Here is a 23,345-nt window from a genome sequence, read left to right as displayed (position 1 = left end):
CGTGGCAAGCTGAGCGGGTGCACCTCGATGCGCTTGAGGCATTGCCGCTGACCTACCAGGAGGTGGGCGCCACCGCAGCCGATCAACTGCCACCGGCATATGACCACCTGTACGTGCAAACCCAAATCGGCGCGGGAGAGCAGCGTTTCGAACACGCCGCCGACGCCGTCATGCACTGGGGCATGCAACGCGGAGCTGGCCTGCGCGTGCAAGCCAGCTCCGAGGTCGCCGCCGTCGGGACAGTGGTGCTGGTTCGACTGGGTTTCCTAACCGCGCCGTGCCGGGTGGTGTATGTCGTCGACGAACCCGAGCTACGCGGATTCGCCTACGGCACTTTGCCGGGTCATCCGGAGTGCGGCGAGGAACGGTTTGCGATCCGCCGCGACCCGACCACCTCCGCGGTGTTCGCGGAGGTATCGGCGTTCTCCCGGCCCGCGACCTGGTGGAGCAAGGCCGGCGGCCCGCTGGTGCTGGTGGCCCAACGCGTCATCGCCAAGCGCTACGTGCACGCGGTGTGACACGCCGGCTGGCCGGTTAATGGCATCCGATGCTGCCGTCATGCATTCCCTGCGCCAGCCGGGCAAGTGCGATGGCACCGACCAGCAACCCGAAATCACGCAGGGCTATGTCGTAATAGCCGGACAGGGTCAGCAGGTCAACGATGATCCCGGCTAGCCAGGCCGCGACCACCCAGGCACCGATCCGCGGCGCGACCGCTACCAGCACACCGGCCGCAATCTCGATCACACCCACGAGGTACATGCACTGGTCGGAGCTGCCGGGAACCAGGTGGCTGATCCAGCCGGCCAAGTACATGCTCCAGTGATGCGGGTGGGTCAGCAGATTGAAGAATTTGTCTAACCCAAACAGGATGGGCGCGACGGTAAATACGGTGCGCAGCAACAGGTACGCCGAGTACGCCGGATCCCGTAGCTGATCGGCAAGGGCAGGGGCCGCAGCGGCTGGTTTGGTACTCATGCCTGTCCTCCATTTCTAAAGGTTAATAATCTGAACGTTAGAATCGGTAGACTGTAACGTCAAGTGTTTTATCTGTTAGAAATGAGGATGTAGCAGTGGATGGTGGGGATTCCCGGGAGCGTGACGCCGCCGGGATCGGCGCACTTGCTGACCCAGTGCGTCACCAGCTTTACCAGTTTGTCTGCGCTCAACCCGCGCCGGTCAGCCGTGACCAGGCCGCCGATGCCGTCGGAATCCCACGTCACCAGGCCAAATTTCACTTGGACCGGCTCACCGCGCAGGGCCTGCTGGAAAGCGACTATGCCCGCCTGACCGGCCGATCCGGCCCCGGCGCGGGGCGAACCTCCAAGCTGTACCGCAGGTCCCCCCGCGACATCGCGATCAGCCTCCCGCAGCGCGAGTACGAGTTGGCCGGGCGGCTGATGGCCGCGGCCATCGCGCGGTCGGCCAGCACCGGAGAACCCATCGTCGAAGTGCTCAACCAGGTCGCCCACGACTACGGGCTAACCATCGGTGTTGCCGCCTGCCAGCAACCGCCCACCGACGCCGCGGTGGCGCTGCAGCTGGCAGTCGGCGTGCTGAGCACCTACGGTTACGAACCCCACCGTGCCGGGCCTGCCGATCATGACGTGTATCTAGCGAACTGCCCGTTCCACGCGCTGGCGCAACAGCAGACCGAACTGGCCTGCAATATGAACCACGCCCTGATCACCGGTGTGGCCGACGCCTTGGCGCCACATGGCCCGGACGCCCAGCTCTCCCCCGGCGCGGATCGGTGTTGTGTCGTGCTGAAGCGCGGCGTCGAGTAGTAACCCTATGCTCCCCAGGCGGCGAGTAAACCCTGCGCGCCTGAGCACATCGTCTCGATCACCTCGCTGACCGAGGCGTCGTCGCCGATCATCCCTACGCCCTGACCAGCGTCAACGGGGGCGATACGGCAGTCGTCGACGGCGATCGAGGCAACCAGGCCGGCACGCGCTGCCCGATCAGCAGCCAACGCGTCCTCGTTGCCCGCCCAGCGCGCGACGAAGTCGTTGGCCAGCACGCGCGACGGAAACCGCGCCGGCCAGGGCAGACCCATGGCGACATCGAAGACTCGGGTGACCGCGGTGTCGGTTGGCTGCGCCGCGATCAGGGCTCGGCGGCTACCGTCGCCGGTCAGCGCCTCTGGGCACGCCGCCAGCCGGGTGCCCACCCACGCCCCGCTCGCGCCGGCGGCCAACACCGCGGCCAGGCTGCGGGACGAGGCGATTCCGCCGGCGGCAAGCACCGGCACCGACACCGCATCCAAAACGCTGTCAAGCAACGGCAGCGTGCCGAGCTTCACGTCCCCGTGCCCGCCGCCCTCAGACCCGCGGGCGACCAGGATGTCGACACCGACGTCCACTGCCCGACGGGCCTCGAGGCTGTCGTATACCTGTGTGGCCGTGGCGATTCCGGCGTCATGCGCCTTATCGACCCACGACCAGTCCGCGCCGAAACTCACCGACAGCAGGATGGGTCGCGCGGCAAGGGCATCCTCCAACAGCTGGGCCTCGTGGCGCATCACCCAGTCCACCAGGCCGATTCCGAACTGCCCTGGCACGTACTGCAATTCGGTTTTCAGCAACGCCCTGGTAGCGACACTGCCCATGCCGACCATGCCCAGCCCACCGGCAGCGGTGACCGCCGCGGCCAACCTCCCGCCGGCAATCCCGCCCATCGGGGCGTTAACGATCGGTACCCGTAGGCCGAAACTCCTTGACCAGGGCGTCGATAACATCGCTGCGCGCTATTGCGGCGAGGGAGCGATGCTCTTCAGCACGGTCAGGATGATCACCGAATCCTCAACGGCGTGCAGCGCGTGCCGTTCCCGCGGAATCGCGATGTAGTCGCCGGCCTTGCCGTCCCAGGCGTCGCCACCGGCGGTGAGGCGCACGTGACCGCGCAGCACCTGCAGCGTCGCCTCACCGGGGCTGTCGTGTTCCGACAGATCGTGGCCAGCAAGCAGCGCCAGCACGGTCTGGCGAAGCTCGTGAGCATGACCACCGTGGATGGTGTGCGCGGCCCGCCCGCTGTGCGACTGTTGCGCCTCGGCCAACTTTTCGGAGGCCAGGCTGGTCAGCGAGATGGATTCCATGTCGGGGTCCTTTGGTCCGTGGGTTGGTCGATTCAGCTGGTTAGTAGCAGTATCCCCGCCACAAGCAACGCGACCGCCTTGACCGCCTCCAAACCGACATAGACGTAGTGACCGCGGGAGCGAGGAGCTTGCAGTCCGGCGAGCACCTCGTCGGAACGGCGGGCCAGTCGGGGACGCACCGCGATCAACTGAATGGCCAGTGCCACGAAAGCAACCGACAATGCCCCGATAATCCGTCCCGGCGTCGGACTGGTTGCCACGATCGCCAGGATGACAACGGCGAACCCGACCTCCACGGTGTTGAGGGCGCGGAACACCAACCGGCCAATGCCGAGCCCAATCTGCAGCGTCACGTTTGGCGCCCGAAACTTCAGCGGAGCTTCCAAAAACGAGATGGCCAGCACCATGCCCAGCCAGACGAAGGTGATGGCGACGACAACCGCTTGCCCGGCGGTCACCGGGCCGCTGGCAACGTCAGACAGATTCGGCGCGAAGTCGAATTTTTGGGCCCGCCACTCCACACAGCGTTTTCACCCTAGACAGAACAGCTCAGGCTGCTGAGCAGTTCGCGAGACACTCGCTCTTGCTCTTCGTAGCGGCTGGCGTCGCGTAGCAGCCCGTCACGCACCCCGCACAGCATGCTCACCACGTTGCGAGACGCCCAATGCATCTGTCCCATAGCGTCCAGCGAGGTCGCCTCGGTAAGCCACCGGGCATGCATGTCAAAGCGGCCCGCCATCGCCCGCATTTGCTCCGGGTCGGTCAAAAAACGCGCGGCCACTGTTTGTCTCCTTACCGAGAAATACTGCGACGACGTGGGTACTACCGCACAGTCACACGATTTATTCCCAGCTAGGCGGAATCGGTGTTGACCGACGATATCAACAGGCCGTCGACGTGGTCAACAACCCGTCGATAGTGTTCGACATCACATTTCGGGCAATCAACGTAGCGTTGGCTTTAATCGACAGTTATGTTGACAACCGTCGACCTATCTGTAGGGTAGTTAGCGTGTCCAACCAACCGGCGCAGACCGGCTACGCGCCTGCCTCACGAGGCCGCCGTCCGTCACGCACCTCAGGCGATGACCGTCAACAGGCCATCCTGGCCACCGCCGAGCGGCTGCTGAAGGAGCGACCACTAGCGGACTTCTCCGTGGGCGACTTGGCAAAAGGGGCGGGCATCTCTCGTCCCACCTTCTACTTCTATTTCCCCTCCAAGAATGCGGTGCTGCTGTCGCTGCTCGATCAGCTGAGCAGCAAGGCACACGCGGCGCTTGACGGCGAATTTTCCGGCGACCCCACGACCGCCTGGCGGGCCCGTATCGAGGCGTTTTTCGAGGTATCGGGTTCTCACCCGGGGGCCGGTGCGGCGGCGGAGGCCACCACCCCCGAGATGCGGCAGCTGTGGTTGACCCTTATGCAAAGCTGGATTTCCCACACCACCGCGGCGATCGAGGCGAAGCGCCAGCGAGGCACGGCCCCCGATAGCGTTGCGGCCGACGAGCTGGCGATCCCCCACGACCGGGTGATCGATACACTTGTGCACGTCTGGCTGGCCAGTATCTACGACCGCTGACAGTTCCTGGCTGCCGCGGATCCGGCGGGCGGGCTATGGTAGGTCGAGGGTACGTCGAGGCCACTACTACTATCGCGCCGCCGATGCTGCCGGCCCGCTCGGGCATCTACCCGGAGGACTCCGTGGCGAAGCTGATCATCCTACGTGGGGAGCAGCAGCATGTCTTCGCCCTGAATGACCCGACGAGCGTCGGCCGCGGGCCAGACAACATGCTCTGGCTGGACGACCCGGGCCTGTCCCGCCGCCACTGCGAGTTCCGTCGCAGCGGCCCGAACTGGCTGCTGCGCGATCTCGGCAGCTTCAACGGCTCGTTCGTGAACAGCCTCCTGGTGACCGAGCACACCCTGCGCTCGGGCGACCGCATCCAGCTCGGATCGACCGTGCTCTACTTTGCACCCGACGACGGTCCACCTAGCCCGGCCCCCCTGACATCATCACCGGACGACGACGAGGTCCAGCTCGTCACCAGCCACAAGGTCCGCAGACTGACGGCGCTCATCGAAATCACCAAGGCCCTTAACAGCGAACTCGACAAGGCGACGATCTTGGAGACGATCGTCGACAAGGGCGTCGAGCTGATCAAGGCCGAGCGCGGGTTCCTGATCCTGGTGCATGACGGGGAGCTCGAATTCCGAGTGGCGCGCAATCGCGAAAAGACCGACATCCAGAACCCGTCGAAGCTGATCTCGCGCTCCGTGCTCGACAGCGTCATGAAGACTGGCGAGCCGATGCTGACGACGGACGCGCAAACCGCGCTGCGCGGGTCCCTGTCGATCACCGCACTGGAAGTCCGCTCGCTGATCTGCGTGCCGCTACGGCTCAAGGATCGTATCCTCGGCGCGTTCTATGTGGACAGCAAGGTCGTGGAGGCGAAATTCAACGAGGAGTCACAGAACCTTCTGCACGCCTTCGCCGACCAAGCGGCGATCGCCATCGAAAACACCCGGCTTTTCGACGAGGTCGCCGAGTCACGCGAGGCGGAAAAGAGCGTCCGCCAGGTGTTCCAGAAATATGTGCCCGCCGACATCGTGCGCGAGGCGCTCAAGATCAAAGACGGTGGGCGGTTGAGCTCGAAACTCACCGCGACCGTGCTCTTCAGCGACATCCGCGGCTTCACCTCGATCAGCGAGAAGATGCCCCCGGAGAGCGTCGTCGGCTTCCTCAACGACTACCTGCAGCGCATGGTCGACATCGTTTTCGACGAGGGCGGAATCGTCGACAAGTTCATCGGCGATGCCGTGATGGCCGTTTTCGGCGCACCGGTGCCCAAGGCGGACGACGCCACCCGCGCCGTCCGCGCGGCGATGCGCATGATAGAGGAAATCGATCGCTTCAACGACGAGCAACGGACAAAAGGCGGCGTCGAGATCGACGTCGGGATCGGACTCCACACCGGCCCGCTGATCGCCGGGAACATCGGCTCCGACCGCAAGATGGAGTACACCGTGATCGGCGACACGGTGAATGCGGCCAAGCGGGTCGAGGCACTCAATCCGGAGATGAAAACGCACATCCTCATCACGCGAGAGTGTTTCGAGGCGACTGGCGCAGCCTTCGCGGTGCGCGAGTTGCCGCGCGTGCAAGTCAAGGGCAAAGAGCAGCCGCTGCAGCTGTACGAGGTGCTGGGCGAGGCGACCGTTTCCCCCGCAACCGAAATCATGCCGTACTCGGGGGCCCGTGAATCAGATACGGTGCGCCTTCCGCAAAAGCCGCGGGCTGACCGTCATCAGTAGCACGCGAACTGTATGAGCGCTATCAGGCCTGCCGGGAACCTGCGGCTGCCAACAGGCTGGGCATGCGCTTTCTGATCTAAACTTGAAGGCTCAAAGCTCGGCTGCGACTTGGTTTTCCGCCCACCGGTAGTCAACCTTGCTGAACGGTGACTGTTGCAGTTCGCCATGCACCACCCAAGATGGCTTTGGCCCAACTCATATAGGGCCAACTCGGAGCTTTCCTGCCGCGCGCCGAATCCCCACGCTGCAGCGCTCGGGCAAACCGGCGGGCACGTTCGCCGGTCCGAGAGAAGCCAAATCGCTTGTCCCCGAACAGGATGCAGTCCAAGACAGGTTGGCCGCGGCCACCGTCGCAAACACATGTCATTGCCCTCCCGGAGCACATCCAGCGACCTGTCGGCGGCGTGGTTTGCCGCAGCCAAATTCGGCAACCTAACTAATCGCGTCGCCGAAGGTAATACCGATGGGGGTGTCAAGATGTGATGCGAACGCCGTACTCGCCCACGCCACAAAATCGGTGGCAGCCCGGTCCAGTGCGGCAACGGCTGCCAAGAGCAAAGGGTTGGCATCGGACTTGCGATAAATCGTGTGAACTCGCCTGCGGGGGGGATTAGGGCCGATGCGACCGAGCTGGATGGCTCGGTCGGTTCCCAATGCAAGAGCTGGCAACAGTGCAATCCCTAGGCCCTCTTTCACCAGGCCGCGGATGATATCGAAATCGTTGCTTGTGAACATGACCTGGGGAACGAAACCTGCGGCGGCGCATATGCGATAAAAATTTTCAGATTCGTCTGAACAGGCTCGGTTAGTTACCCATTTCCGTTCCGATAAATCGGTGATGGCTAGCCGATGGTCGGGTTCCCGTGGTTCTAGACCACTTTCGATTACCACCAATTCTTCATCGAGGACGGTCCTCACTTCGACATTCTCTGGCCAGATTCGTGGCATAAGCCCGTACTCCATCACGATTCCAAGGTCGACCTTGCCCTCGGCCACAGCAGTAGTCATGGTGATTTGTAACAGTCCTTCGTCCTCGACGGTGATTGTGGCGCCGGGGTGCGCTTTTACTAGCCAGGCGAGAGCTTTGGGCACAAGTTTGGCCCCGGCGCTTCCGGATACACCGACTCTCAGGCGTCCATGCGTGCCATACGAGTAGGCACGCATCTCCTCCTCGGCCTCGTTGCTGTGCGTGATGATCGTGTCAGCGTGTTTGACCAAGGCTTCGCCGGCCGGGGTTGGCCATAAGCTTCGAGGGCCTCGTTCGAACAGCGACACTCCCACCGACTTCTCCAGGCTGGCGATCTGTTGCGATACAGCCGAGGTGGTGTAGCCAAGCTTCTGCGCAGCCCCTCGCAGCGATCCGGTTTTGACCACCGTTTGGAGAGTGTGGAGGTGAATGATGTTCAACAATGTGTGTCACCTCGCCGACGTTCGCTGCAACACAGTGCGGTGAGTGGAACCGAGCCTTCTGCATATAGGGTTAGTTGGTGCTGAGCAGCGAAGCTCGATCTTGATGGCTTGGTCGCGGCATACTGAGCCGATGCCCATCGCGCTTGTCCCTGGGGCGTTGCACTTGCGTCAGTGATTGGCTCCACCATCGAGAATTAAATCAGATGATGACGCCACCGTGTGGTTGGCTGCACATGGCGGGTAGCATTGTCATGCCTCGGAGAGATCTGCCCGGTACGTTTCGCGGAGTGCGAACACACATGCTAGGGAAATCGCAGCGCCGACAATGATGTACCAGGATACTGCCAAGGTGGTTTCTGCGGCATTGACCAGAATTCCGGCAATGGCCGGCGCCGGGGCACCGGAAACTACAGAGGAACATTGGTAGGCAATCGAGCACCCGGTGTATCGATAACGTGTCGGATATTGTTCTGAATAAACCGGTCCCTGGATGGAGCCAGGCGGTGCCCAACCGAAAACCAGCCCGGCGGCGATCGCGACGATGATGACCACGTGGTTACGGGTGTTGAGCAGGTAGAAGAATGGGATTGCGTAGAAGCCGATGATCAGGACGCCCAGCGCGTAGATCGGGCGTCGGCCGTATCGATCGGACAAGGCCGCGTAGAACGGCATCACAACCAGGCACAGGGCTGCCCCGACAAACACGCCTGTCAGGGGAACTGACCTCGAGATGTTCAGGTCTTTGGTCACATACACCAGCGAGTAGACCGTGAAGAGAAAGTACCCGATCGTCGATGCGAACTGTACAAAGATCAGCAGAAGGGTGACCTTCTTTTTGTGGTTCCAGACCTCGGCGATTGGTTTGCGTACCATGTCGCCGCGTTGCCGAATTTCCTGAAAACGAGGTGCCTCTTCTTGTTTGAGACGAATGTAGAGGCCGGCCCACACGATAAGCGCGCTTGAGAGAAATGGGATTCTCCAACCCCAGCCAAAGAATTGTTCGTTCGGTAGCAGCCCGAACACCGCCAGCATTCCTGCGGAAGCAAGCTGACCTGCCGGAACGCCGAGCTGTGTTGATACTGCGTAGAGACCTCGCTTGTCTGTTGGAGCGGATTCCATCACCACCAGAGTCCCACCGCCCCATTCACCTCCTAGCGCAATTCCTTGGGTGATCCGTAGAATTACCAGGATAATCGGCGCCGCCACACCGATCTGCGTCGATGGGGGCAGACATCCGATAAGAAAAGTGCCTATTCCCATCATCAGCAGGGTGGCGACGAGTGCGAACTTGCGGCTGACTCGATCACCGATCTGGCCGAAGATCAATCCGCCCAGTGGGCGGAAAAAGAAGGCGACGCCGAAACTAGCCAACGATGTCAACGTGCCGACCGTCGAGCCCATCTCAGCGAAGAAAACATGGGGAAAGACAATCGCTGCTGCGCTGCCATATAGAAAGTAGTCATACCACTCAGCTGAGGTGCCCAAGAAGCTGGATTTCACGGCCTGCCTGGCGGTCTTTCGGTCGACTAGCACGCCGGTTGCAACCATTTCGGCGTCGTTGGCGGGTCGACCGGCACTAGGAATCGTGGTCATGGTGCGGGCTCTTCATTCTCTCCAAAGTTAATGACGATGCCATTGAGTCCGCATCACCTCTGCCGGTGGTTCGCGCTTGCTGCGTGCAGTGAGGATGCCTTGGACGGTGATGATTTAGAGGCCCTGGTAGGGGTACTGGCGTCTGGTGACCTGGTGACACTTCAGAAGACAGCATTCTCGACTTCGCCGACGAGGGGTGCTTCGAATCGTGTGATCGAAAGGGGCGACAAATCGAGATCCGGATGTCCGTACAACAACAATTGGGCGACCGAGTTTCCGACAGCTGGCGATTGCATGAATCCGTGCCCAGAGAACCCCGCAGCAATATACAGCCCCCCAACCTCGCCAGCAGGTCCAATGATGGCCAGACCGTCCGGGGTCATCTCACGTAAGCCGGCCCAGCCCGCAGTAATCTTCAGCTCCGCCAAATCCGGAAAGCGATGCCATAAGGCTGCGGCCAGTCCCTGTGCCTGGCCCGAGTCAACCCGTGCCTCTTCTGTGGATGGAACGTGGCGATCGTTTCCTCCGATTATTGCACCGCCAGTCTTCAGCGGATGCAGGTAGGCCCCAGTCGCCATGTCCACCGTCAAGGGGAGGTTTCCGTTGATCGACGGTACTGGTCCGGCGGCAAAGGCCTGGCGCGAGTGCGGGAAAACCGGAATGTCGAGACCGCAGAGCGCACCGACTGCGCGGCTCTGAGGTCCAGCCGCAATCACGACCACCTCGGCTGCGATGTCTCCCTCCGACGTTTGCACGCCCGATACTGTTCCCTCAGAACCGACCACAATGTCAAGAACTCGGGTGTTCTGCATGACAAGCACGCCATTGCGGCGGGCAGCGTGCGCGTAGCCAGCAACCGCATCTGCGGGCCAAGCGGATCCATCGTTGGGCGTGTATGTCCCCGACAATAGGTCATCGGTACGCACTCCCGGGAAAATGGTTCTGATCTGCGCCGGATCGAGAATTTCAACATCGACACCGAGCGACCGCTGCAAGGCGGCGTTCTTTCCAAATGCCACCGAAGTTATCTCATCGGATATAAGGAACAAGTAACCGTGTTTACGAAAATCTAGAGGACGTCCCGTATATGCTTCGAAATTTTCCCAGAAGTCGACCGACTGTTGAACTAGCTCGATGTTTACCCGCGACGAGAACTGACAGCGTATTCCGCCTGTCGCGTATGCGGTTGTTCCCTCACCGAGAAGGTTGCGCTCGACCACGGCGACGTTCCGATACCCCGCAACGCCGAGGTGGTAGGCGATGGATATCCCAATTATTCCGCCGCCGATTATGACAACTCGACCGCCGTTAAGGGTCATCAAATCACCTCATCTAGTTTGGCGTCGGAAATTCCGCGACCTGACCCGACTTGCGATCGTATCGGCTCTTCAACCTTAAGCGGGCAGGTGGCCCGTCGATCTTGTTCGACGTGTCTAACAGTTGAAGGCCCTGGGCCTTCTGAATCTTGGGTGTGGCGATGCATTCAGGCCGGGAAGGAGCCGAGGGCTATGCCCGAGGCTACGACAGTGTTGTTGAGGCTGCCAGGAGCTCGAGCTGAGCACGTCGAGCGCCTATGGATACCCAATGGTTGATCGTTGCTTAACCGACCATCAAGAAATACTGTTGCTTTCGGTTGGCCTTGCCAGTGCCTTCGGCTATAGGCTAGGCACTCGAAGATCGCCGACGACTTTAAGGCATGGATCACTTATGGTGAATCCTTGCCGCATTCGAATTCTATTCGACTAATTAATAAAGCATCTGGCCTCAAGATGAACGTCCTAAACTATAACTACATGAAGGTAAAGATGTAGCGAAAGGAAGATCCTCATGGACAGCACGACGATCATTGGCGGGGGACATCGAAATTGCCCTCCTTGCCGACTTAGTGTCGGGCGAGTCGCTGCACGATCATTCCACGAAATTATTAACTATTAATCGGACCTGACATTCATGCGTTGCGGATACGGTGATCCCCACTGGCAACATTCCCAATACCGGCCCCGCACGCCGCCCACAAGTTCAGCGTGCATATCAATGAACGTCCGCAACTAGCGTGGCCAGCAATACTGACTGTTTCGAACATAACAACGAATTGCGTGTCAGGGTTAGCGCTGCCCCTGCTCGGTCGCAGTACGTCCCCGGCCTCCGGATACCAATGATCCACTCAAACACCTTGTGTGGGTAATGCGCTTGCAGTCGATATTTATCCTGGATTGATTATGGGGGGTAGGAATGACCAACCAGGCAGCACTTTTTCAAAGCATCGTGGCGTCACTTGCTGAAGGAGTCGTCGTCATCGGCTGCGACGGCCGCATCGAGCTGGCCAACCCAGCAGCCCAGCACATTCTCGACATAACCGCGACAGGTCATCGATGTGATGGCGCAGAGCGGCTATCACGGCTCGCCACCTACGACGCCGACGGCCGACCAAACGACCCAAACCATGGCACCGCTTTTGAAGCCTTCATCCACGCACCCCATACCGGTTATATCGTTGGCATCGACCGCCCCTCTGATGGGCAACGAATTTGGCTGTTGGTGAACAGCCGACCACTCAACCCCCAAGAGTCGAACGACTCGGCGGTGCTCGTCTCCTTCACCGACATCACCGACCAACGTACGGCCAGCCAGCGGCTAGCCCATCAGGCCGCTCATGATCCGCTAACTGGATTGCCCAACCGCCGGTATATCGAAGCCCGGCTCGACGAACACCTGAGCTTAGAATACCCAGACGTGCTGGGTGCCGTGCTATTCATCGACCTGGATAAATTCAAAACCATCAACGACTCACTCGGTCACAACGCCGGAGACATAGTTCTGCAAACCGTCGCACAGCGGCTTAAAACTGCACTGCGCCCATCCGACATCGTCGGCCGGCTGGGCGGAGACGAATTCGCCGCGCTCATATTAGGCCATGTCACACAACCTCAATTGGAGAATATCTCCACAAGGTTGCATGCAGCACTGGCCGAACCAGTATGCGTCGATGACTTCAGGTTCACTATTCGGGCCAGCATCGGCATGGTGAAAACCCAGCACAACGAACAACGCAACGGTGCCCAGATGCTGCGCGACGCCGACGCCGCGATGTATGCGGCCAAGCGCCAGAATGGAGGCGCCACCTGCTACTTCACCGGCCCAGCAGTCCAGTTGACACCCTCCACGAACCCGCCCTGGCGTGCCTCCGGTTTTCCGGACTGCGGACCAAATACGGTCCGATCCGGAAAGGACAAGTGGAATTGTCAAGAAAATACACAAAATACAAGCCCCGAGTTTCGTGACAAGGTTGCGAAGTTCGGGGTCGAGTCGAATCGGTCGATCGCCGAGGTGTCCCGCGAATACGTGGCTGAGCGAAACGACTGTCGGCGGCTGGGCGAAGAAACCCGACTTAGGACATTTTTCGGCGATTTTTCTGCTGTAGTCCACTGATCTGTGGTTTCGGTCGGTGTCGGGCCGGAATTTGCGCACTTAATCCGGGCTCTTAGGGTGCGGTGGTGGCCTACATACGCACCGTGAAGACCGCCTCAGGGCGACCGCGGTGCAGATCGTATGGTCCACCCAGCGCGGATCTCGCAGGTGGCATTCCCCCCGAGACCGTGGAGGCATCCGCTATAAGGAGTAGCGATGTCAGAGAAACGGAAGAAGAACGATCGGGAGTTCCGTGAGGGGGCTGTTCGGATCGTGCGTGAGACGGGTAAGTCAATCGCGCAGGCCGCGCGGGACCTGGGGATCCATGAGGGCACTCTGAGTAATTGGGTGACCCGGGATCGGGAGGGCCGGGGCGAGTTGACCCGCGACGATCTCGAGGAGCTCAAACGCCTGCGCAGCGAGAACGCTGAGCGGTTGGACCGCGTCAGCATGCCACCCGCAGAACACCGCGACGCGCCACTCGACGCTAAGAACCTGCGACGCGCATCCCGGTCAGGCATCCTTGACGCATGGACGTGGAAGCCCTGCTGCAGTCGATCCCGCCGCTCGCGGTCTACCTGCTGGTCGGCGGTGTGGTCGGGCTCGAGAGCCTGGGCGTTCCCCTACCGGGAGAGATCGTGCTGGTCAGTGCGGCGCTGTTGTCGTCGCGTCACGACCTGGCGGTCAACCCGATCGGTGTCGGTGTCGCCGCCGTGCTTGGCGCAGCGGTCGGTGACTCGATCGGCTACACCATCGGCCGCCGATTCGGCATGCCGCTCTTTGACCGCCTTGGCCGGCGGTTTCCGAAGCACTTCGGTCCCGGACATGTCGCGCTGGCTGAACGATTGTTTAACCGCTGGGGCGCTCGGGCAGTCTTCTTCGGTCGTTTCATTGCACTGCTGCGGATACTCGCCGGGCCGCTGGCGGGAGCGTTGAAAATGCACTACCCGCGCTTCCTAACTGCCAACGTTTCGGGCGCCATCTGTTGGGCGGGCGGCACTACCGCCCTGGTTTACTTCGCCGGGATGGCCGCCGAACGCTGGATGGAGCGGTTCTCCTGGATCGCGCTCGTCATCGCCGTGGTGGTCGGCATCACCGCCGCAATCTTGCTGCGCGAACGAACGTCACGCGCAATCGCCGAACTCGAGGCGGAGCACTACCGCAAAGCCGGCAGTACCGCCCCTAAAGCCGTTTGACGCCCGCCGTGAGGCTAGCCTCGGCATCAGGTGCGTGCAGTGCCACTACGCCGCGTTCACGATCCGCTCGCGAACCCGGGCGACAGCCGTAGCGTCAACGCTAGTCAGCGCGATCCTCGCGTACTCACAGCACGCCGACATAGACAGACCGCCCTGTCTCGTTATAGAAATGAAAGCATCGAATTGGCGAGAAGTCTGTCTTTAGACACCAGGGCGGGCGTCCATCCTGGCGTTTCAGCGCCAGTTGATTAGGAAATCCATCATGCGTTCTCTCACGACAGATCCGTGCTCCACCCACTTGATGCTCAGCACACGGCTCGTTTACGAGTTAGGGGATCCGCAGAGCACGCTCAGGGCGACCACCGATCGCAGCGGCCCGGCGGTGCTGATCAACGCGGGCGGCGAGGTCGACGCGTGCAACGAACACACCTGGCGCCAGCTGGTCGACGAGGCGGCCTCCGTCGTCGCGCCGCCGGGACCCTTCGTTGTCGACGTCAGCGGCCTGGATTTCATGGCCTGCTGCGCGTTCGCCGTACTGGCCGACCAGGGGACTCGGTGTCGCCGTCGCGGTATCGAACTGCGTCTGGTGAGTCGCCAGCCGATCGTGACTCGAATCGTCGAAGCATGTGAGCTCAGCGGCGTGCTGCCCATTTTCCCGACCGCGGACGCCGCACTCGCGGCAACCACGGCCAGCCGGTGACGCGAGCGCCCGCGACCGGACAGTTCGGCTGGTGGTGGCGCTGGAAATTGCGCTGGCGATCACTATCCGCCCGAGTCGCGTTGTAACCTAGCCCTAAGCCGAGTCTCATCGTCCCGACCAACAGTCTCCCCCGCCGGCACCGACCCCGGTGCTAATTCCCCACTTTGGGATTTAGCCCAGCGCTATACCGCGAGCAGGCGAACCAGCCCGATTAGGCCGACCGCCACGATGGCGGCACGCAATGCATTCGGCGGCAGCCGGCGCGCGTAACGGGCCCCAACCGATCCCCCGACCAGCGAGCCTGCCGCGATCAGGCCGGCCGCCGACCAGCTGATCCGGTCGAAGGCCACCAGCGTATAGCCAACTGCCGCAACAGTATTCACTAACAGCGCCAAAAGGTTCTTCGCTGCATTCATCCGCTGCACCGACTCCGGCAGCAATACACCCATCATGCCGACCAGCAAGATGCCCTGGGCGGCAGTGAAGTAGCCACCGTAGACACCGACAGCGAAGGTACCGAGCGCCAGCACAGCCATCCGTGCCGGTGTGATGTGTTCGGCGCGGCGGCCGGCTTCCTCGGCCCGACGCCGCGCCCAGGACTGAATCCGCGGCCCGACCACCACCAGCACCAAAGCCAGCACGAGAAGCACCGGAACGATCGCGGTGAACACCTTCTCAGGCAGGTGCAGCAGCAGAAACGCACCCAGCGCCGCGCCGATCAACGATGCCGGGATCTGCCAGCGCAACCGATTCCACTGACCGCGCAGCTCGGCGCGATAGCCCCAGGTAGCCGATACACCACCAGCCACCAGACCGACCGCGTTCGACATGGTCGACGTGACCGGTGGAAAACCAAGGGCGACCAGTGTTGGGAAGGTGATCAGAGTGCCAGATCCGACGAGCGCATTAATCGCGCCAGCGCCGAACCCGGCCAGGCCGATCGTAACCAAGTGGGAAACCAACACTCCGGGACCTTAGTCCGCCGTCGCGTTGCGCCGCCAATAACCGTGCGCTAAATCACGTCGCACCACCGCGGTCAGTCACCGATCGCCGGCGGCAGGCTCGCGGCGGGATCCGGTGGGCCGCAGTTCGACTGGCAGGTGAAGTCGATGAACAACTCGGCAAATATGACCGGGTATTCGACGGTGACCAAGTGCCCGGCGCCATCGATGGTGTGGCGGCGGGCATCAGGCAGCCGGGCCGTGAAAGCCTCGACGTCTGCCGGGGGCACGAAGTTGTCGTCACGTCCGTTGACGAGCATGACTGGGCATCTGATCAACTCCAAGGGCGCCGGTTGATAGCGGCGCGCCTTGACAGGGACATGGAAGTAAGCCGGCGCACCCACCCCCTTCGTCAATTGCGTGCATAAATCGGGCGCCAGCAGCTCCGGCCGCGCCACGTAGGCACCGAACGCAATTTTGCGCAACCACGGGTAGCGGGACACCCCACGCAACACGAACTCAGGAAGCGGCAAACCCGCGGTAATCATGTCCCCGATCACGGTGAGCGCAAGCCGCGGGTACTGTCACGCAGTGCGGATCGGATGCTGAAACATCGACACAATCGACAACGCCGGACCACCCGCAAGGGTCAGAGTCCGAATCCGATTCGGGTCGGCGACGGCCACCTAGAGCGAAAATAGAACCCATCGAATGGCCAACGAGGTCGCACTTGGCGACGTCGAGACGATCCAAAAATTCCACAATGGTCGCGACGATGCCCGCCATCGACACGGTGCGCCAAGGATGTGCCCTCGATGCTCCAAAGCCCGGCAGGTCCAGCGCGATGACCCGGCGCCGCTGACACAACAGGGCGATCACGTCTAGCCAGTATTGCCACGTTGAGCCGTGGCCGTGCAGCAGCACCACCGGTGGGCCAAGCCAGCCGATGTCGACGTAGTTTAGCTCCCGGCCCGCAATCAAGATTTGGTGTTCATAATGCGACCAGGTGATCGTGCGCCACGCACCGTCCACCGATCCGCCATAGCGCTCGCCTATTCGCCAGCCTCCCATGCTCAAAACGCCCCTGCCGCAATCACCCAACGATCAACTGCCGTCGTCTGACCGGATCTGGTAGGCGCGCACTGTTTTGCCTAGCCAGGCACGGCTAGTCTCGTCGGCCGAGCATAGCCACGCAACGTCACCGTATCCCCCAGCGACCAATAACTGCGCTCCTACCGAAGGCGTGGGATTTGGTGACGTATTTAGCCAGGTATGCCGCGACACGACGCGGCGACAGTCGCGATGCCGTCGTGCTTGCGGGATCATTTGGAGCTGCGGCGGTTTCGGGTATCAACGGTTGGGTGTCGATCTGGGTGTCGAACCGTAATGTGCGCACGGCCGCCTGGATAGGGTCACGGTCGCCGGCAGCAGCGTTGATGCGGGCTTGGCGGGCGGCGTTCCCGTCCGCGCCGGTCGCTCCACTGCGCCAGCCGCCAGCCGCCACCGCGACTAGCTTCGGCCTGACACCATGAGAGCCTCCTGCAACGACCACAAACGGCACGGCCAGGCCCAGCGTGTCCGCACGCACAGCGACCGAGCCTCGTCTTCTTCACTGCTATCAAGTCGGATCGCTGACTTGACCGCGAGCATCGATTAAGCTCATGCCTTACGGATGACACGCAAGGGGCGAACCCAGATGGAAATACTTGTCACGGGGGGCGCAGGCTTTCAGGGAAGTCATCTATCCGAGTCGCTACTGGCCGACGGGCATTGGGTCACTGTCCTGAATACGTCATCGAAGAGTGCGATCCGAAACACGAATGACTTTCGCTCGCACGAGCGAGCGGCCTTTATCTCGGGTTCGGTGACCGATGGAGAAACGGTCTATCGCGCGGTGCGCGAGCACCACGTCGTTTTTCATCTGGCCGCCAATATCAACGTCGACCAGTCCCTCGGTGATCCAGAGAGCTTTCTCGAAACCAACGTCATGGGCACCTACCGTGTGTTAGAAGCGGTACGGCGCTACAAGAACCGGTTGATCTACGTGTCGAGCTGCGAAGTGTACGGCGACGGACACAATCTGAAGGAAGGCGAGCTTCTTGACGAGAGAGCGGAGCTGAAACCGAACAGCCCCTACGGCGCCTCTAAGGCAGCGGCCGATCGGTTGTGCTACTCCTACTACCGCTCCTATGGTCTTGACGTCACGATTGTTCGGCCATTCAACATCTTTGGGGTGCGCCAGAAAACCGGGCGATTTGGTGCGCTGATTCCACGACTCGTCCGTCAGGCCATCAACGGCGAAAACCTCACGGTCTTCGGCGACGGTTCGGCAACACGCGACTATCTGTACGTAAGCGATATCGTCCATGCATACAACCTTGTGTTGCAAAACACCGCGCTTCGCGGACAGGCGATCAATTTCGCGAGCGGCAAAAACACCCGGGTGAAGGACATCGCCGAGTACATCGCCGGAAAGTTCGACGCCAAGATCGCACGTCGTGACGCACGCCCCGGTGAAGTCGCTCGCTTCCCGGCCAACATCGATCTCGCAAAGAGCATCGGATTCAAGCCCGAGGTCGATATCTGGGAAGGCATCGACCGCTATATCGAATGGGCGAAGGATCAGCCGCAATACGCCTATGAGCAAGACGGGTTCAGCGGCGTCTTGTCTCCCCGGTGATCCCCGCGATTACGGGTCTCCGGAAAAGCACGTCTTAGCCCAGTTGCCGCAGTTAGGCTGTGAAAGGTTGCATTCCACAAGCGGCGGGCGTTATGGCGCGTTCAGGGAGTAAAGAAATTGAAGTGAACGGTCCGGCTGAGGTGTCGATGCGTGGCGGCGAGTTGGATGGTGAGTTTTTGACGTCGCTGCGCGGGGAGGTTGACGCGTGGAGTGGGCATAACGCGCTGACTCAGTTGGTTGCGATGTTCGGCGGAGTTTTCCCGCGGCACGACGATCTGGCAGCCCGGTTGGCCGCCCTGGACGAGTTCAGCGGGGTATGGGATTACCGGGGCCGGACGAGGGCACGTCGGAGCGGGGAGCAGGTGCGCTGCCAAGACGCCGACGGCGGGGCACGGTGGATGATCCCCCGTCTAGACCTGTCGGACGGGCAACTGGACACGATTACGACGCTGGCGCAACAGCTGGGCCTTACAGATGAATCATGGCCCACTGAAAAAACATTCGATTACATGCTGGTGATCGGTGCCGGACGTTACTCGAACATGCTTCGGGCCCGGTGGGCGCGGGACCTAGCTGCGGAGAATCGCGTCGGTCATATCGTGCTGGCCGCCGCTTCTCGACGGCTGTTGCCGTCCGAAGACGACGCGGTCGCGTCCTGCGCGCCAGGCGCACGTACCGAATTCGATCTGCTGGCGGCCGCTGCGGCCGACGCGTTCGGGATGGATACTCGCGAAGTGGTACGGCATGGGCGGCAACGGGTCGGCGACCCGCATCTGGGCCAGATGGTCTGGCGTTTCGGCGAAGACAGCAATGACCTCGGGCTTCCCATCACACTGATCGAGGCACCGTCGCCGGACCCAAACAACCGCCGCGCCACCTCCGCGGATACCTTCACCTTTACCGCGCGGACACTGGATATCCAGCAATCAAATTGTCTACTGGTGACCGGTCAGCCGTTCGTCCCCTATCAGCACTTTGACGCGCTGCGAACTCTGACCCTGCCGTTCGGAATCGGTATCGAGACGGTGGGCTTCGGCATCGACCACTACGAAGGACTGCACGACATGGATCTGCAGCATCCCGCCAAACTGCTGCAGGAGGTCCGCTCGACGGTCCGGGCCGGCCACAGTCTGCTGGAACAGATCGAGGCTTGCCAACGAACAGCCCAACGCGCCGCGCTGAGGTCGCCCAAGATTACTCGTCGGCGGTGATTGTGCATGGTGTGGCGGGCGGGTAGCTGCCCGATACCGCGCGTAGCCGCCCCGGCGGCGGCCAGGGCCGCAGCCCCATGTTGCCCAGATAGCGCAGCGGATTGACGTGTGCGCGCCGAACCCGCGTCTCGAAATGCAGGTAACCGTCTGTTGAGTGGTCTTCCGCACCGAGGCTGCCGATCCGGGTTCCCGCACTGATTCGATCACCAAGTGCGATTTGTCTGTCGTCACCAGGCCGAAACACGTAGCGGATTTCGGTATCGCCGTTCGAGATGATCACCGAGTAACGGTGATCGACATCGCTTGCGCAGCAAACAGTTCCGGATATGACGGCGTAGATCGGGCTGCCGGGGTCAGCGGCGAAGTCGACGCCGGGATGGAAACCGTCCGCGCGGGGTCCGTATCCGCGGCCAATCGCGCGTGGCTCCGCCTCGATCGGTAACCGCGCACACGGCTCGATCCAGTCGAAGTCGCCACGTACCCGCCGCTGGTAGTCCGCTTTGAGGAGGCTGACCTCGTCGAGTGCGTAGCCGAACAACAGGGATCGATCATAGGCCACACCGAAGTTGTACCGAAAATCCGGATCGAGCCGCATGTAGTGCCTGACTCGCGAGATCCGTTCCTCCAGCGTCGACCAGCCGTGGTGCGTCAAGCGGATTCCGTCCAGCTGCCCTATCCGACCGTGATCGGTGATGTTGGCCGGCCAGTGCAAATTGTGCATCAACTTGGGTCCCGCATGCAGACCCGGGTACCAACGCCAAAACGGCCCGCGCAGCGCCTCGGCGGTGCCCATCACCGGCACCATGTCCGGGTATTCCGGGTCATCCCAGCGGGAAACCATCGGACACATCAGCGCCGCTACCTCGTCCGGTGTGCGCGTAAGCACCTCACGGATGTCGACGTCGATCTGGAAAGTCCAGTCGGCGTCGACCATCACCATCCAGTCCGGGCGACAGAAATCGGCCATCCGGTACAGCAGCTCCAGCCCGGTGGACTCGGGGATCAACCATGGTGTGGACGGCAGATCTGCCCGGGCGCGAACAACATTGGTGACCGCGGCGTGGTTCGCTAGAATCGCAGCGGTGTCGTCGGTGCTGCGGTCGTCGATCGCGTAGATGTCGTCGCTGAAGGTGGCCAGCGAGTCCAAGGTATCAGCCAAGGTCTCGCCGGCGTTGTGGGCACGCGTTACCGCCAGAATCCGCATCGTGGGTGTCCACTAAGTCGCGTGGATCACGCAAGAACCGAAATGTAGTAGCTGGGCTTGTCGGAAGGCGCGACGTAATTGCCAGGCATCACGGGCAGGTCGTGATCGGCCAGCAGCTGCGCGGCCGTGGTCCCCACCGATCGCCACCCGTGGTTGTCGAGGTAGTCGGCAACCTCGCTGCGGGCCCCGGAATAGTTCAGCGACCAGATGTCTAGATGGAATCCATGGTCACGCCAGGTGCGAGTCGCACTGCGGATGATTTCTTCGACCCGCCCGGAGTCCAGGTCCGACGACCCCATGAACGCCTCCATGGCCATTCGGCTTGCCGGCGCGCTGAGATCGGTGACGTTGTCCAGCAAGCGATCCTGGGCTTCCGGGGGAAGATAGCCGAACAGTCCTTCGGCGATCCAGGCGGTCGGTAACGCCGGTTCGAATCCGCTACGCAGCAGCGCGGCCGGCCAGTCGTGACGCAGGTCGGCCGGCACCATCCGCAGATCCGCCGTCGGTTCAGCACCCAGCTGTGCCAACGTTTCGGCCTTGAACTTCAGCACGTCCGGCTGATCGATCTCATACACCGTCATGCCCGGCGGCCACGGCAGTCGGTAGCCGCGCGCGTCGAGCCCGGACGCCAGGATCACTGCCTGCCGAATCCCGGTGGCTGTGGCGTCCGCAAAGAACTGATCGAAGTAGCGAGTGCGGGCCACCAACTCGGTGGTCATTCGCTGTAGACCCCAGGCCGCTTCGGGCTCGTCGACGTCGGATGCGCGGAGCTCTCCGGTGGCCCATCTGATAAGAAATTCGATACCCACCGCGCGGACCAACGGCTCGGCGAACCGGTCCTCGATCAACGGATCGGCCGAATTGGTAGCCCTCGCGCGACCCGCGGCCACCAGCGTCGCGGTCGCGCCGACATGGCTGGCCAGATCCCAGCTATCGTCGTCGCTACGCATCACAATCCTCCCGTCTAGACGCATTCGGCGCGCACAACGACGGATATCGTGCCCGCCGCAGCCAGCTCGTCCGACCGACGTAACGTGCAACGACGTCCTCATCCCCAGGAATTCGTTGACCACTCCGAACCTTTTCCTCCACCGTTCCGCACAACGGCCAGGCGCCGTCGTCGTCCACAGCCACGGACAGTTCCTTCGTCGTGAGATCTACGTATCCCATCTCGCACAACTATGGTCAAAGAATCGCATACACACGGCGTGTTGAGTGAAACTATTCACCCAAATTAATTAGCCGACGGCGACTGGCATGGGCGGCATGCGGCGAACGCGTTCCTGGCGCATTTGAGCGGACGTGGGTTCCGTCCGGCCACGGTGCGTATGCGTTCGACGTGGTGAACCTGGCCCGGTTCCTCGGCGAAAGAGATGTGGCACAAGCTGTCGTTGATGAGCCGTGTGCTTGCCATGCGTGCCCGACATACGGACATACTTCCCGCAGGACCAGCAGCCCCCCAGTGAGGTGTCCACCATCAGGGGTCAGTCCCTTGGTATTAGGAGTTTCTGCAATCGCGCCAACATCGGATTGGGGAAGCCCGCGGCCCCACGGTCGTCGAGGAAGCGCAGGTGCGCTGCGTATGTTGCGGCGACCGTCGCCAAGCTCAGTGTCATGGCTCCCCGTCAAACGATTGCCATGCAGTCCACCGCGGGGCTGATCACCGCGGCTGGTCGGTCAAGACGCCGCTGATGAAGATGGTGTCGTCGTCGTCTGGAGCGGGCACATTGAGGCCGCTGCGCCGAAACAGTTCTGCTAGCGGCACGCCTTCGAGCTGCCAGCCCTTGGCGCCGAGGTAGTCGAGGACGTGGTTGCGTTGGCCGGTGTAGACCAACGAAGCCAAATCGACGTCGACGCCATGGTCGCGGAACGGGTTGGATATGGTCCGCGCTCGCTCGGCGCCGAAATCCACGATACTGGTAACGAATTCAGTGGCTACCATGCTCCCGGGCGTGCTGAGTGCGGTGATGTTATCGAACAGCCGGTCCTGGGCCTCCGGCTTTAGATAAATCAGTAACCCCTCGGCCAGCCACGCTGTCGGTGCTGCCGAGTCAAACCCGGCGGCTTGCAATGCCGTCAGCCAATCTGCGCGCAAGTCGATGGGCACGGCGCGTCGAGTGACAGAGGGTTCGGCGCCCAAGTCGGCCAAGGTCGTCGTCTTGAACTCCATCACTTGTGGTTGGTCGATCTCGTACATCACTGTCCCGGCCGGCCACGACAGACGGTAGGCCCGGGCGTCCAACCCGGACGCGAGGATCACCACTTGCCGAATCCCCCGGTCGGTGGCGTTGAGGACATAGTCGTCAAAGTACTTCGTGCGGACCGCGTTTCCGTCAACCATCGCCTGCGCCACGGTCGGTGAGACGTCCGCGATCGTCGACATGTCGAGTTCGCCGTCCATCATCTTGGTGAAGAAATCCAGCCCCACCGCACGGACCAGAGGTTCAGCGAACGGATCGTTGATCAAACCGCGCGGATCCTTGGTGGCCATCGCGCGCCCGGCCGCAACAATGGTCGCGGTGACACCGACGCTGGACGTCAGATCCCAGCTGTCGTCGTCGGTGCGGGGCATCAGCCCACCTTAGCCGTGATCG

The 23,345-nt window shown here is 61.8% G+C and carries 24 protein-coding genes and 1 pseudogene; 10 read left to right on the top strand and 15 right to left on the bottom strand.

Going from position 1 to position 23,345, the window contains the following annotated elements; translation table 11 throughout:
- The first annotated feature begins 17 nt into the window (after positions 1 to 17).
- The gene (locus B586_RS08300) at positions 18 to 518 is read left to right on the top strand and encodes a DUF1990 domain-containing protein (RefSeq protein ID WP_054880211.1); all 501 of its coding nucleotides are present in this window, start codon (positions 18 to 20) and stop codon (positions 516 to 518) included.
- Positions 519 to 534: 16 nt separating this feature from the next.
- Here B586_RS08300 and B586_RS08295 read toward each other — a convergent pair whose 3' ends face one another.
- Positions 535 to 978, bottom strand: coding sequence for an Rv2617c family stress response/phage resistance protein (locus B586_RS08295; RefSeq protein ID WP_054880212.1), 444 nt, complete (start codon positions 976 to 978; stop codon positions 535 to 537).
- Between the two features lie 95 nt (positions 979 to 1,073).
- On the opposite strand from B586_RS08295, the gene B586_RS08290 reads away from it, so the two are divergent.
- Complete coding sequence (locus B586_RS08290; RefSeq protein ID WP_047315984.1) at positions 1,074 to 1,787, top strand: helix-turn-helix transcriptional regulator; 714 nt, start codon at positions 1,074 to 1,076, stop codon at positions 1,785 to 1,787.
- 5 nt (positions 1,788 to 1,792) lie between these two features.
- Here B586_RS08290 and B586_RS08285 read toward each other — a convergent pair whose 3' ends face one another.
- The 4 genes from B586_RS08285 to B586_RS08270 form a co-directional block, all read right to left on the bottom strand.
- Complete coding sequence (locus tag B586_RS08285) at positions 1,793 to 2,740, bottom strand: NAD(P)H-dependent flavin oxidoreductase (RefSeq protein WP_047315985.1); 948 nt, start codon at positions 2,738 to 2,740, stop codon at positions 1,793 to 1,795.
- Positions 2,741 to 2,749: 9 nt separating this feature from the next.
- The gene (locus B586_RS08280; protein WP_047315986.1) at positions 2,750 to 3,097 is read right to left on the bottom strand and encodes a cupin domain-containing protein; all 348 of its coding nucleotides are present in this window, start codon (positions 3,095 to 3,097) and stop codon (positions 2,750 to 2,752) included.
- Positions 3,098 to 3,129: 32 nt separating this feature from the next.
- Positions 3,130 to 3,555 carry a hypothetical protein gene (locus B586_RS08275; protein ID WP_047316008.1) on the bottom strand — a complete coding sequence of 142 codons (426 nt, stop codon included), beginning with the start codon at positions 3,553 to 3,555 and terminating at the stop codon, positions 3,130 to 3,132.
- A 77-nt stretch (positions 3,556 to 3,632) separates the two neighbouring features.
- On the bottom strand, positions 3,633 to 3,878 hold the full coding sequence (locus B586_RS08270; protein ID WP_047315987.1) for a hypothetical protein: 246 nt from the start codon (positions 3,876 to 3,878) through the stop codon (positions 3,633 to 3,635).
- 230 nt (positions 3,879 to 4,108) lie between these two features.
- Between B586_RS08270 and B586_RS08265 the strand changes: the two genes are divergently transcribed.
- Both B586_RS08265 and B586_RS08260 read left to right on the top strand, forming a co-directional pair.
- Entirely contained in the window at positions 4,109 to 4,675 is a 567-nt protein-coding gene (locus B586_RS08265) for a TetR/AcrR family transcriptional regulator (RefSeq protein WP_047316009.1), read from the top strand.
- Between the two features lie 83 nt (positions 4,676 to 4,758).
- Positions 4,759 to 6,408, top strand: a complete 1,650-nt coding sequence (locus B586_RS08260; protein ID WP_054880213.1) for an adenylate/guanylate cyclase domain-containing protein — start codon at positions 4,759 to 4,761, stop codon at positions 6,406 to 6,408.
- A gap of 432 nt (positions 6,409 to 6,840) precedes the next feature.
- On the opposite strand, the gene B586_RS08255 is transcribed toward B586_RS08260, so the two are convergent.
- The 3 genes from B586_RS08255 to B586_RS08245 form a co-directional block, all read right to left on the bottom strand.
- Positions 6,841 to 7,815 (bottom strand): LysR family transcriptional regulator, encoded by a 975-nt coding sequence (locus B586_RS08255; RefSeq protein WP_211141594.1) that lies wholly within the window; start codon positions 7,813 to 7,815, stop codon positions 6,841 to 6,843.
- A 252-nt stretch (positions 7,816 to 8,067) separates the two neighbouring features.
- Complete coding sequence (locus tag B586_RS08250; protein WP_047316011.1) at positions 8,068 to 9,366, bottom strand: MFS transporter; 1,299 nt, start codon at positions 9,364 to 9,366, stop codon at positions 8,068 to 8,070.
- A 206-nt stretch (positions 9,367 to 9,572) separates the two neighbouring features.
- Positions 9,573 to 10,730 carry an NAD(P)/FAD-dependent oxidoreductase gene (locus tag B586_RS08245; protein ID WP_047315989.1) on the bottom strand — a complete coding sequence of 386 codons (1,158 nt, stop codon included), beginning with the start codon at positions 10,728 to 10,730 and terminating at the stop codon, positions 9,573 to 9,575.
- 913 nt (positions 10,731 to 11,643) lie between these two features.
- On the opposite strand from B586_RS08245, the gene B586_RS08240 reads away from it, so the two are divergent.
- The 4 genes and pseudogenes from B586_RS08240 (at position 11,644) to B586_RS08230 (ending at position 14,715) form a co-directional block, all read left to right on the top strand.
- A complete protein-coding gene (locus B586_RS08240) occupies positions 11,644 to 12,840 on the top strand; it encodes a GGDEF domain-containing protein (RefSeq protein ID WP_054880214.1) in 1,197 nt (398 codons plus the stop codon).
- A 195-nt stretch (positions 12,841 to 13,035) separates the two neighbouring features.
- A pseudogene (locus B586_RS20005) lies at positions 13,036 to 13,239 on the top strand (transposase); the annotation flags it as partial.
- Positions 13,240 to 13,349: 110 nt separating this feature from the next.
- On the top strand, positions 13,350 to 14,015 hold the full coding sequence (locus B586_RS08235) for a DedA family protein (RefSeq protein WP_054880215.1): 666 nt from the start codon (positions 13,350 to 13,352) through the stop codon (positions 14,013 to 14,015).
- Between the two features lie 262 nt (positions 14,016 to 14,277).
- The gene (locus B586_RS08230) at positions 14,278 to 14,715 is read left to right on the top strand and encodes an anti-sigma factor antagonist (RefSeq protein WP_047315991.1); all 438 of its coding nucleotides are present in this window, start codon (positions 14,278 to 14,280) and stop codon (positions 14,713 to 14,715) included.
- A 182-nt stretch (positions 14,716 to 14,897) separates the two neighbouring features.
- Here B586_RS08230 and B586_RS08225 read toward each other — a convergent pair whose 3' ends face one another.
- From B586_RS08225 to B586_RS22730, 4 genes are all read right to left on the bottom strand, one after another.
- Complete coding sequence (locus tag B586_RS08225; RefSeq protein WP_211141618.1) at positions 14,898 to 15,665, bottom strand: sulfite exporter TauE/SafE family protein; 768 nt, start codon at positions 15,663 to 15,665, stop codon at positions 14,898 to 14,900.
- A gap of 86 nt (positions 15,666 to 15,751) precedes the next feature.
- Positions 15,752 to 16,204, bottom strand: coding sequence for an alpha/beta fold hydrolase (locus tag B586_RS08220; RefSeq protein ID WP_054880217.1), 453 nt, complete (start codon positions 16,202 to 16,204; stop codon positions 15,752 to 15,754).
- Entirely contained in the window at positions 16,176 to 16,727 is a 552-nt protein-coding gene (locus tag B586_RS08215) for an alpha/beta fold hydrolase (RefSeq protein WP_054880218.1), read from the bottom strand. Before B586_RS08215 ends, B586_RS08220 begins: the two co-directional genes overlap by 29 nt.
- Positions 16,728 to 16,854: 127 nt before the next feature.
- Positions 16,855 to 17,244, bottom strand: a complete 390-nt coding sequence (locus tag B586_RS22730; protein ID WP_054880219.1) for a replication initiator — start codon at positions 17,242 to 17,244, stop codon at positions 16,855 to 16,857.
- Positions 17,245 to 17,352: 108 nt separating this feature from the next.
- On the opposite strand from B586_RS22730, the gene B586_RS08205 reads away from it, so the two are divergent.
- Both B586_RS08205 and B586_RS08200 read left to right on the top strand, forming a co-directional pair.
- Positions 17,353 to 18,336, top strand: coding sequence for an NAD-dependent epimerase/dehydratase family protein (locus B586_RS08205; RefSeq protein WP_054881009.1), 984 nt, complete (start codon positions 17,353 to 17,355; stop codon positions 18,334 to 18,336).
- A gap of 146 nt (positions 18,337 to 18,482) precedes the next feature.
- Positions 18,483 to 19,547: a hypothetical protein gene (locus B586_RS08200; RefSeq protein ID WP_236971392.1), complete on the top strand. Its 1,065-nt coding sequence runs from the start codon at positions 18,483 to 18,485 to the stop codon at positions 19,545 to 19,547.
- Here the strand turns inward: B586_RS08200 and B586_RS08195 are convergent.
- From B586_RS08195 to B586_RS08185, 3 genes are all read right to left on the bottom strand, one after another.
- A complete protein-coding gene (locus B586_RS08195) occupies positions 19,531 to 20,751 on the bottom strand; it encodes a peptidoglycan DD-metalloendopeptidase family protein (RefSeq protein WP_047315995.1) in 1,221 nt (406 codons plus the stop codon). The two genes, B586_RS08200 and B586_RS08195, sit on opposite strands and share 17 nt — an antisense overlap.
- Positions 20,752 to 20,777: 26 nt before the next feature.
- On the bottom strand, positions 20,778 to 21,704 hold the full coding sequence (locus B586_RS08190; RefSeq protein ID WP_054880220.1) for a class I SAM-dependent methyltransferase: 927 nt from the start codon (positions 21,702 to 21,704) through the stop codon (positions 20,778 to 20,780).
- 707 nt (positions 21,705 to 22,411) lie between these two features.
- Complete coding sequence (locus B586_RS08185; protein WP_054880221.1) at positions 22,412 to 23,323, bottom strand: class I SAM-dependent methyltransferase; 912 nt, start codon at positions 23,321 to 23,323, stop codon at positions 22,412 to 22,414.
- Between the last annotated feature and the right edge of the window lie 22 nt (positions 23,324 to 23,345).

Source organism: Mycobacterium haemophilum DSM 44634 (assembly GCF_000340435.2).
GTDB lineage: Bacteria > Actinomycetota > Actinomycetes > Mycobacteriales > Mycobacteriaceae > Mycobacterium > Mycobacterium haemophilum.
Note: the sequence above shows the minus strand (reverse complement) of the source record. Positions and strands in the feature narration are given on the sequence as shown.

Excerpts from the sequence above, each read along its gene's own strand:
- B586_RS08235 (WP_054880215.1), top strand. The coding sequence starts at position 13,350 with ATGGACGTGGAAGCCCTGCTGCAGTCGATCCCGCCGCTCGCGGTCTAC.
- B586_RS08205 (WP_054881009.1), top strand. The coding sequence starts at position 17,353 with ATGGAAATACTTGTCACGGGGGGCGCAGGCTTTCAGGGAAGTCATCTA.
- B586_RS08240 (WP_054880214.1), top strand. The coding sequence starts at position 11,644 with ATGACCAACCAGGCAGCACTTTTTCAAAGCATCGTGGCGTCACTTGCT.
- B586_RS08185 (WP_054880221.1), bottom strand. The coding sequence starts at position 23,323 with ATGCCCCGCACCGACGACGACAGCTGGGATCTGACGTCCAGCGTCGGT.
- B586_RS08215 (WP_054880218.1), bottom strand. The coding sequence starts at position 16,727 with ATGGGAGGCTGGCGAATAGGCGAGCGCTATGGCGGATCGGTGGACGGT.
- B586_RS08200 (WP_236971392.1), top strand. The coding sequence starts at position 18,483 with ATGCGTGGCGGCGAGTTGGATGGTGAGTTTTTGACGTCGCTGCGCGGG.
- B586_RS08260 (WP_054880213.1), top strand. The coding sequence starts at position 4,759 with ATGCTGCCGGCCCGCTCGGGCATCTACCCGGAGGACTCCGTGGCGAAG.
- B586_RS08230 (WP_047315991.1), top strand. The coding sequence starts at position 14,278 with ATGCGTTCTCTCACGACAGATCCGTGCTCCACCCACTTGATGCTCAGC.
- B586_RS08195 (WP_047315995.1), bottom strand. The coding sequence starts at position 20,751 with ATGCGGATTCTGGCGGTAACGCGTGCCCACAACGCCGGCGAGACCTTG.
- B586_RS08250 (WP_047316011.1), bottom strand. The coding sequence starts at position 9,366 with ATGGTTGCAACCGGCGTGCTAGTCGACCGAAAGACCGCCAGGCAGGCC.
- B586_RS08295 (WP_054880212.1), bottom strand. The coding sequence starts at position 978 with ATGAGTACCAAACCAGCCGCTGCGGCCCCTGCCCTTGCCGATCAGCTA.
- B586_RS08245 (WP_047315989.1), bottom strand. The coding sequence starts at position 10,730 with ATGACCCTTAACGGCGGTCGAGTTGTCATAATCGGCGGCGGAATAATT.
- B586_RS08285 (WP_047315985.1), bottom strand. The coding sequence starts at position 2,740 with ATGTTATCGACGCCCTGGTCAAGGAGTTTCGGCCTACGGGTACCGATC.
- B586_RS08220 (WP_054880217.1), bottom strand. The coding sequence starts at position 16,204 with ATGATTACCGCGGGTTTGCCGCTTCCTGAGTTCGTGTTGCGTGGGGTG.
- B586_RS08280 (WP_047315986.1), bottom strand. The coding sequence starts at position 3,097 with ATGGAATCCATCTCGCTGACCAGCCTGGCCTCCGAAAAGTTGGCCGAG.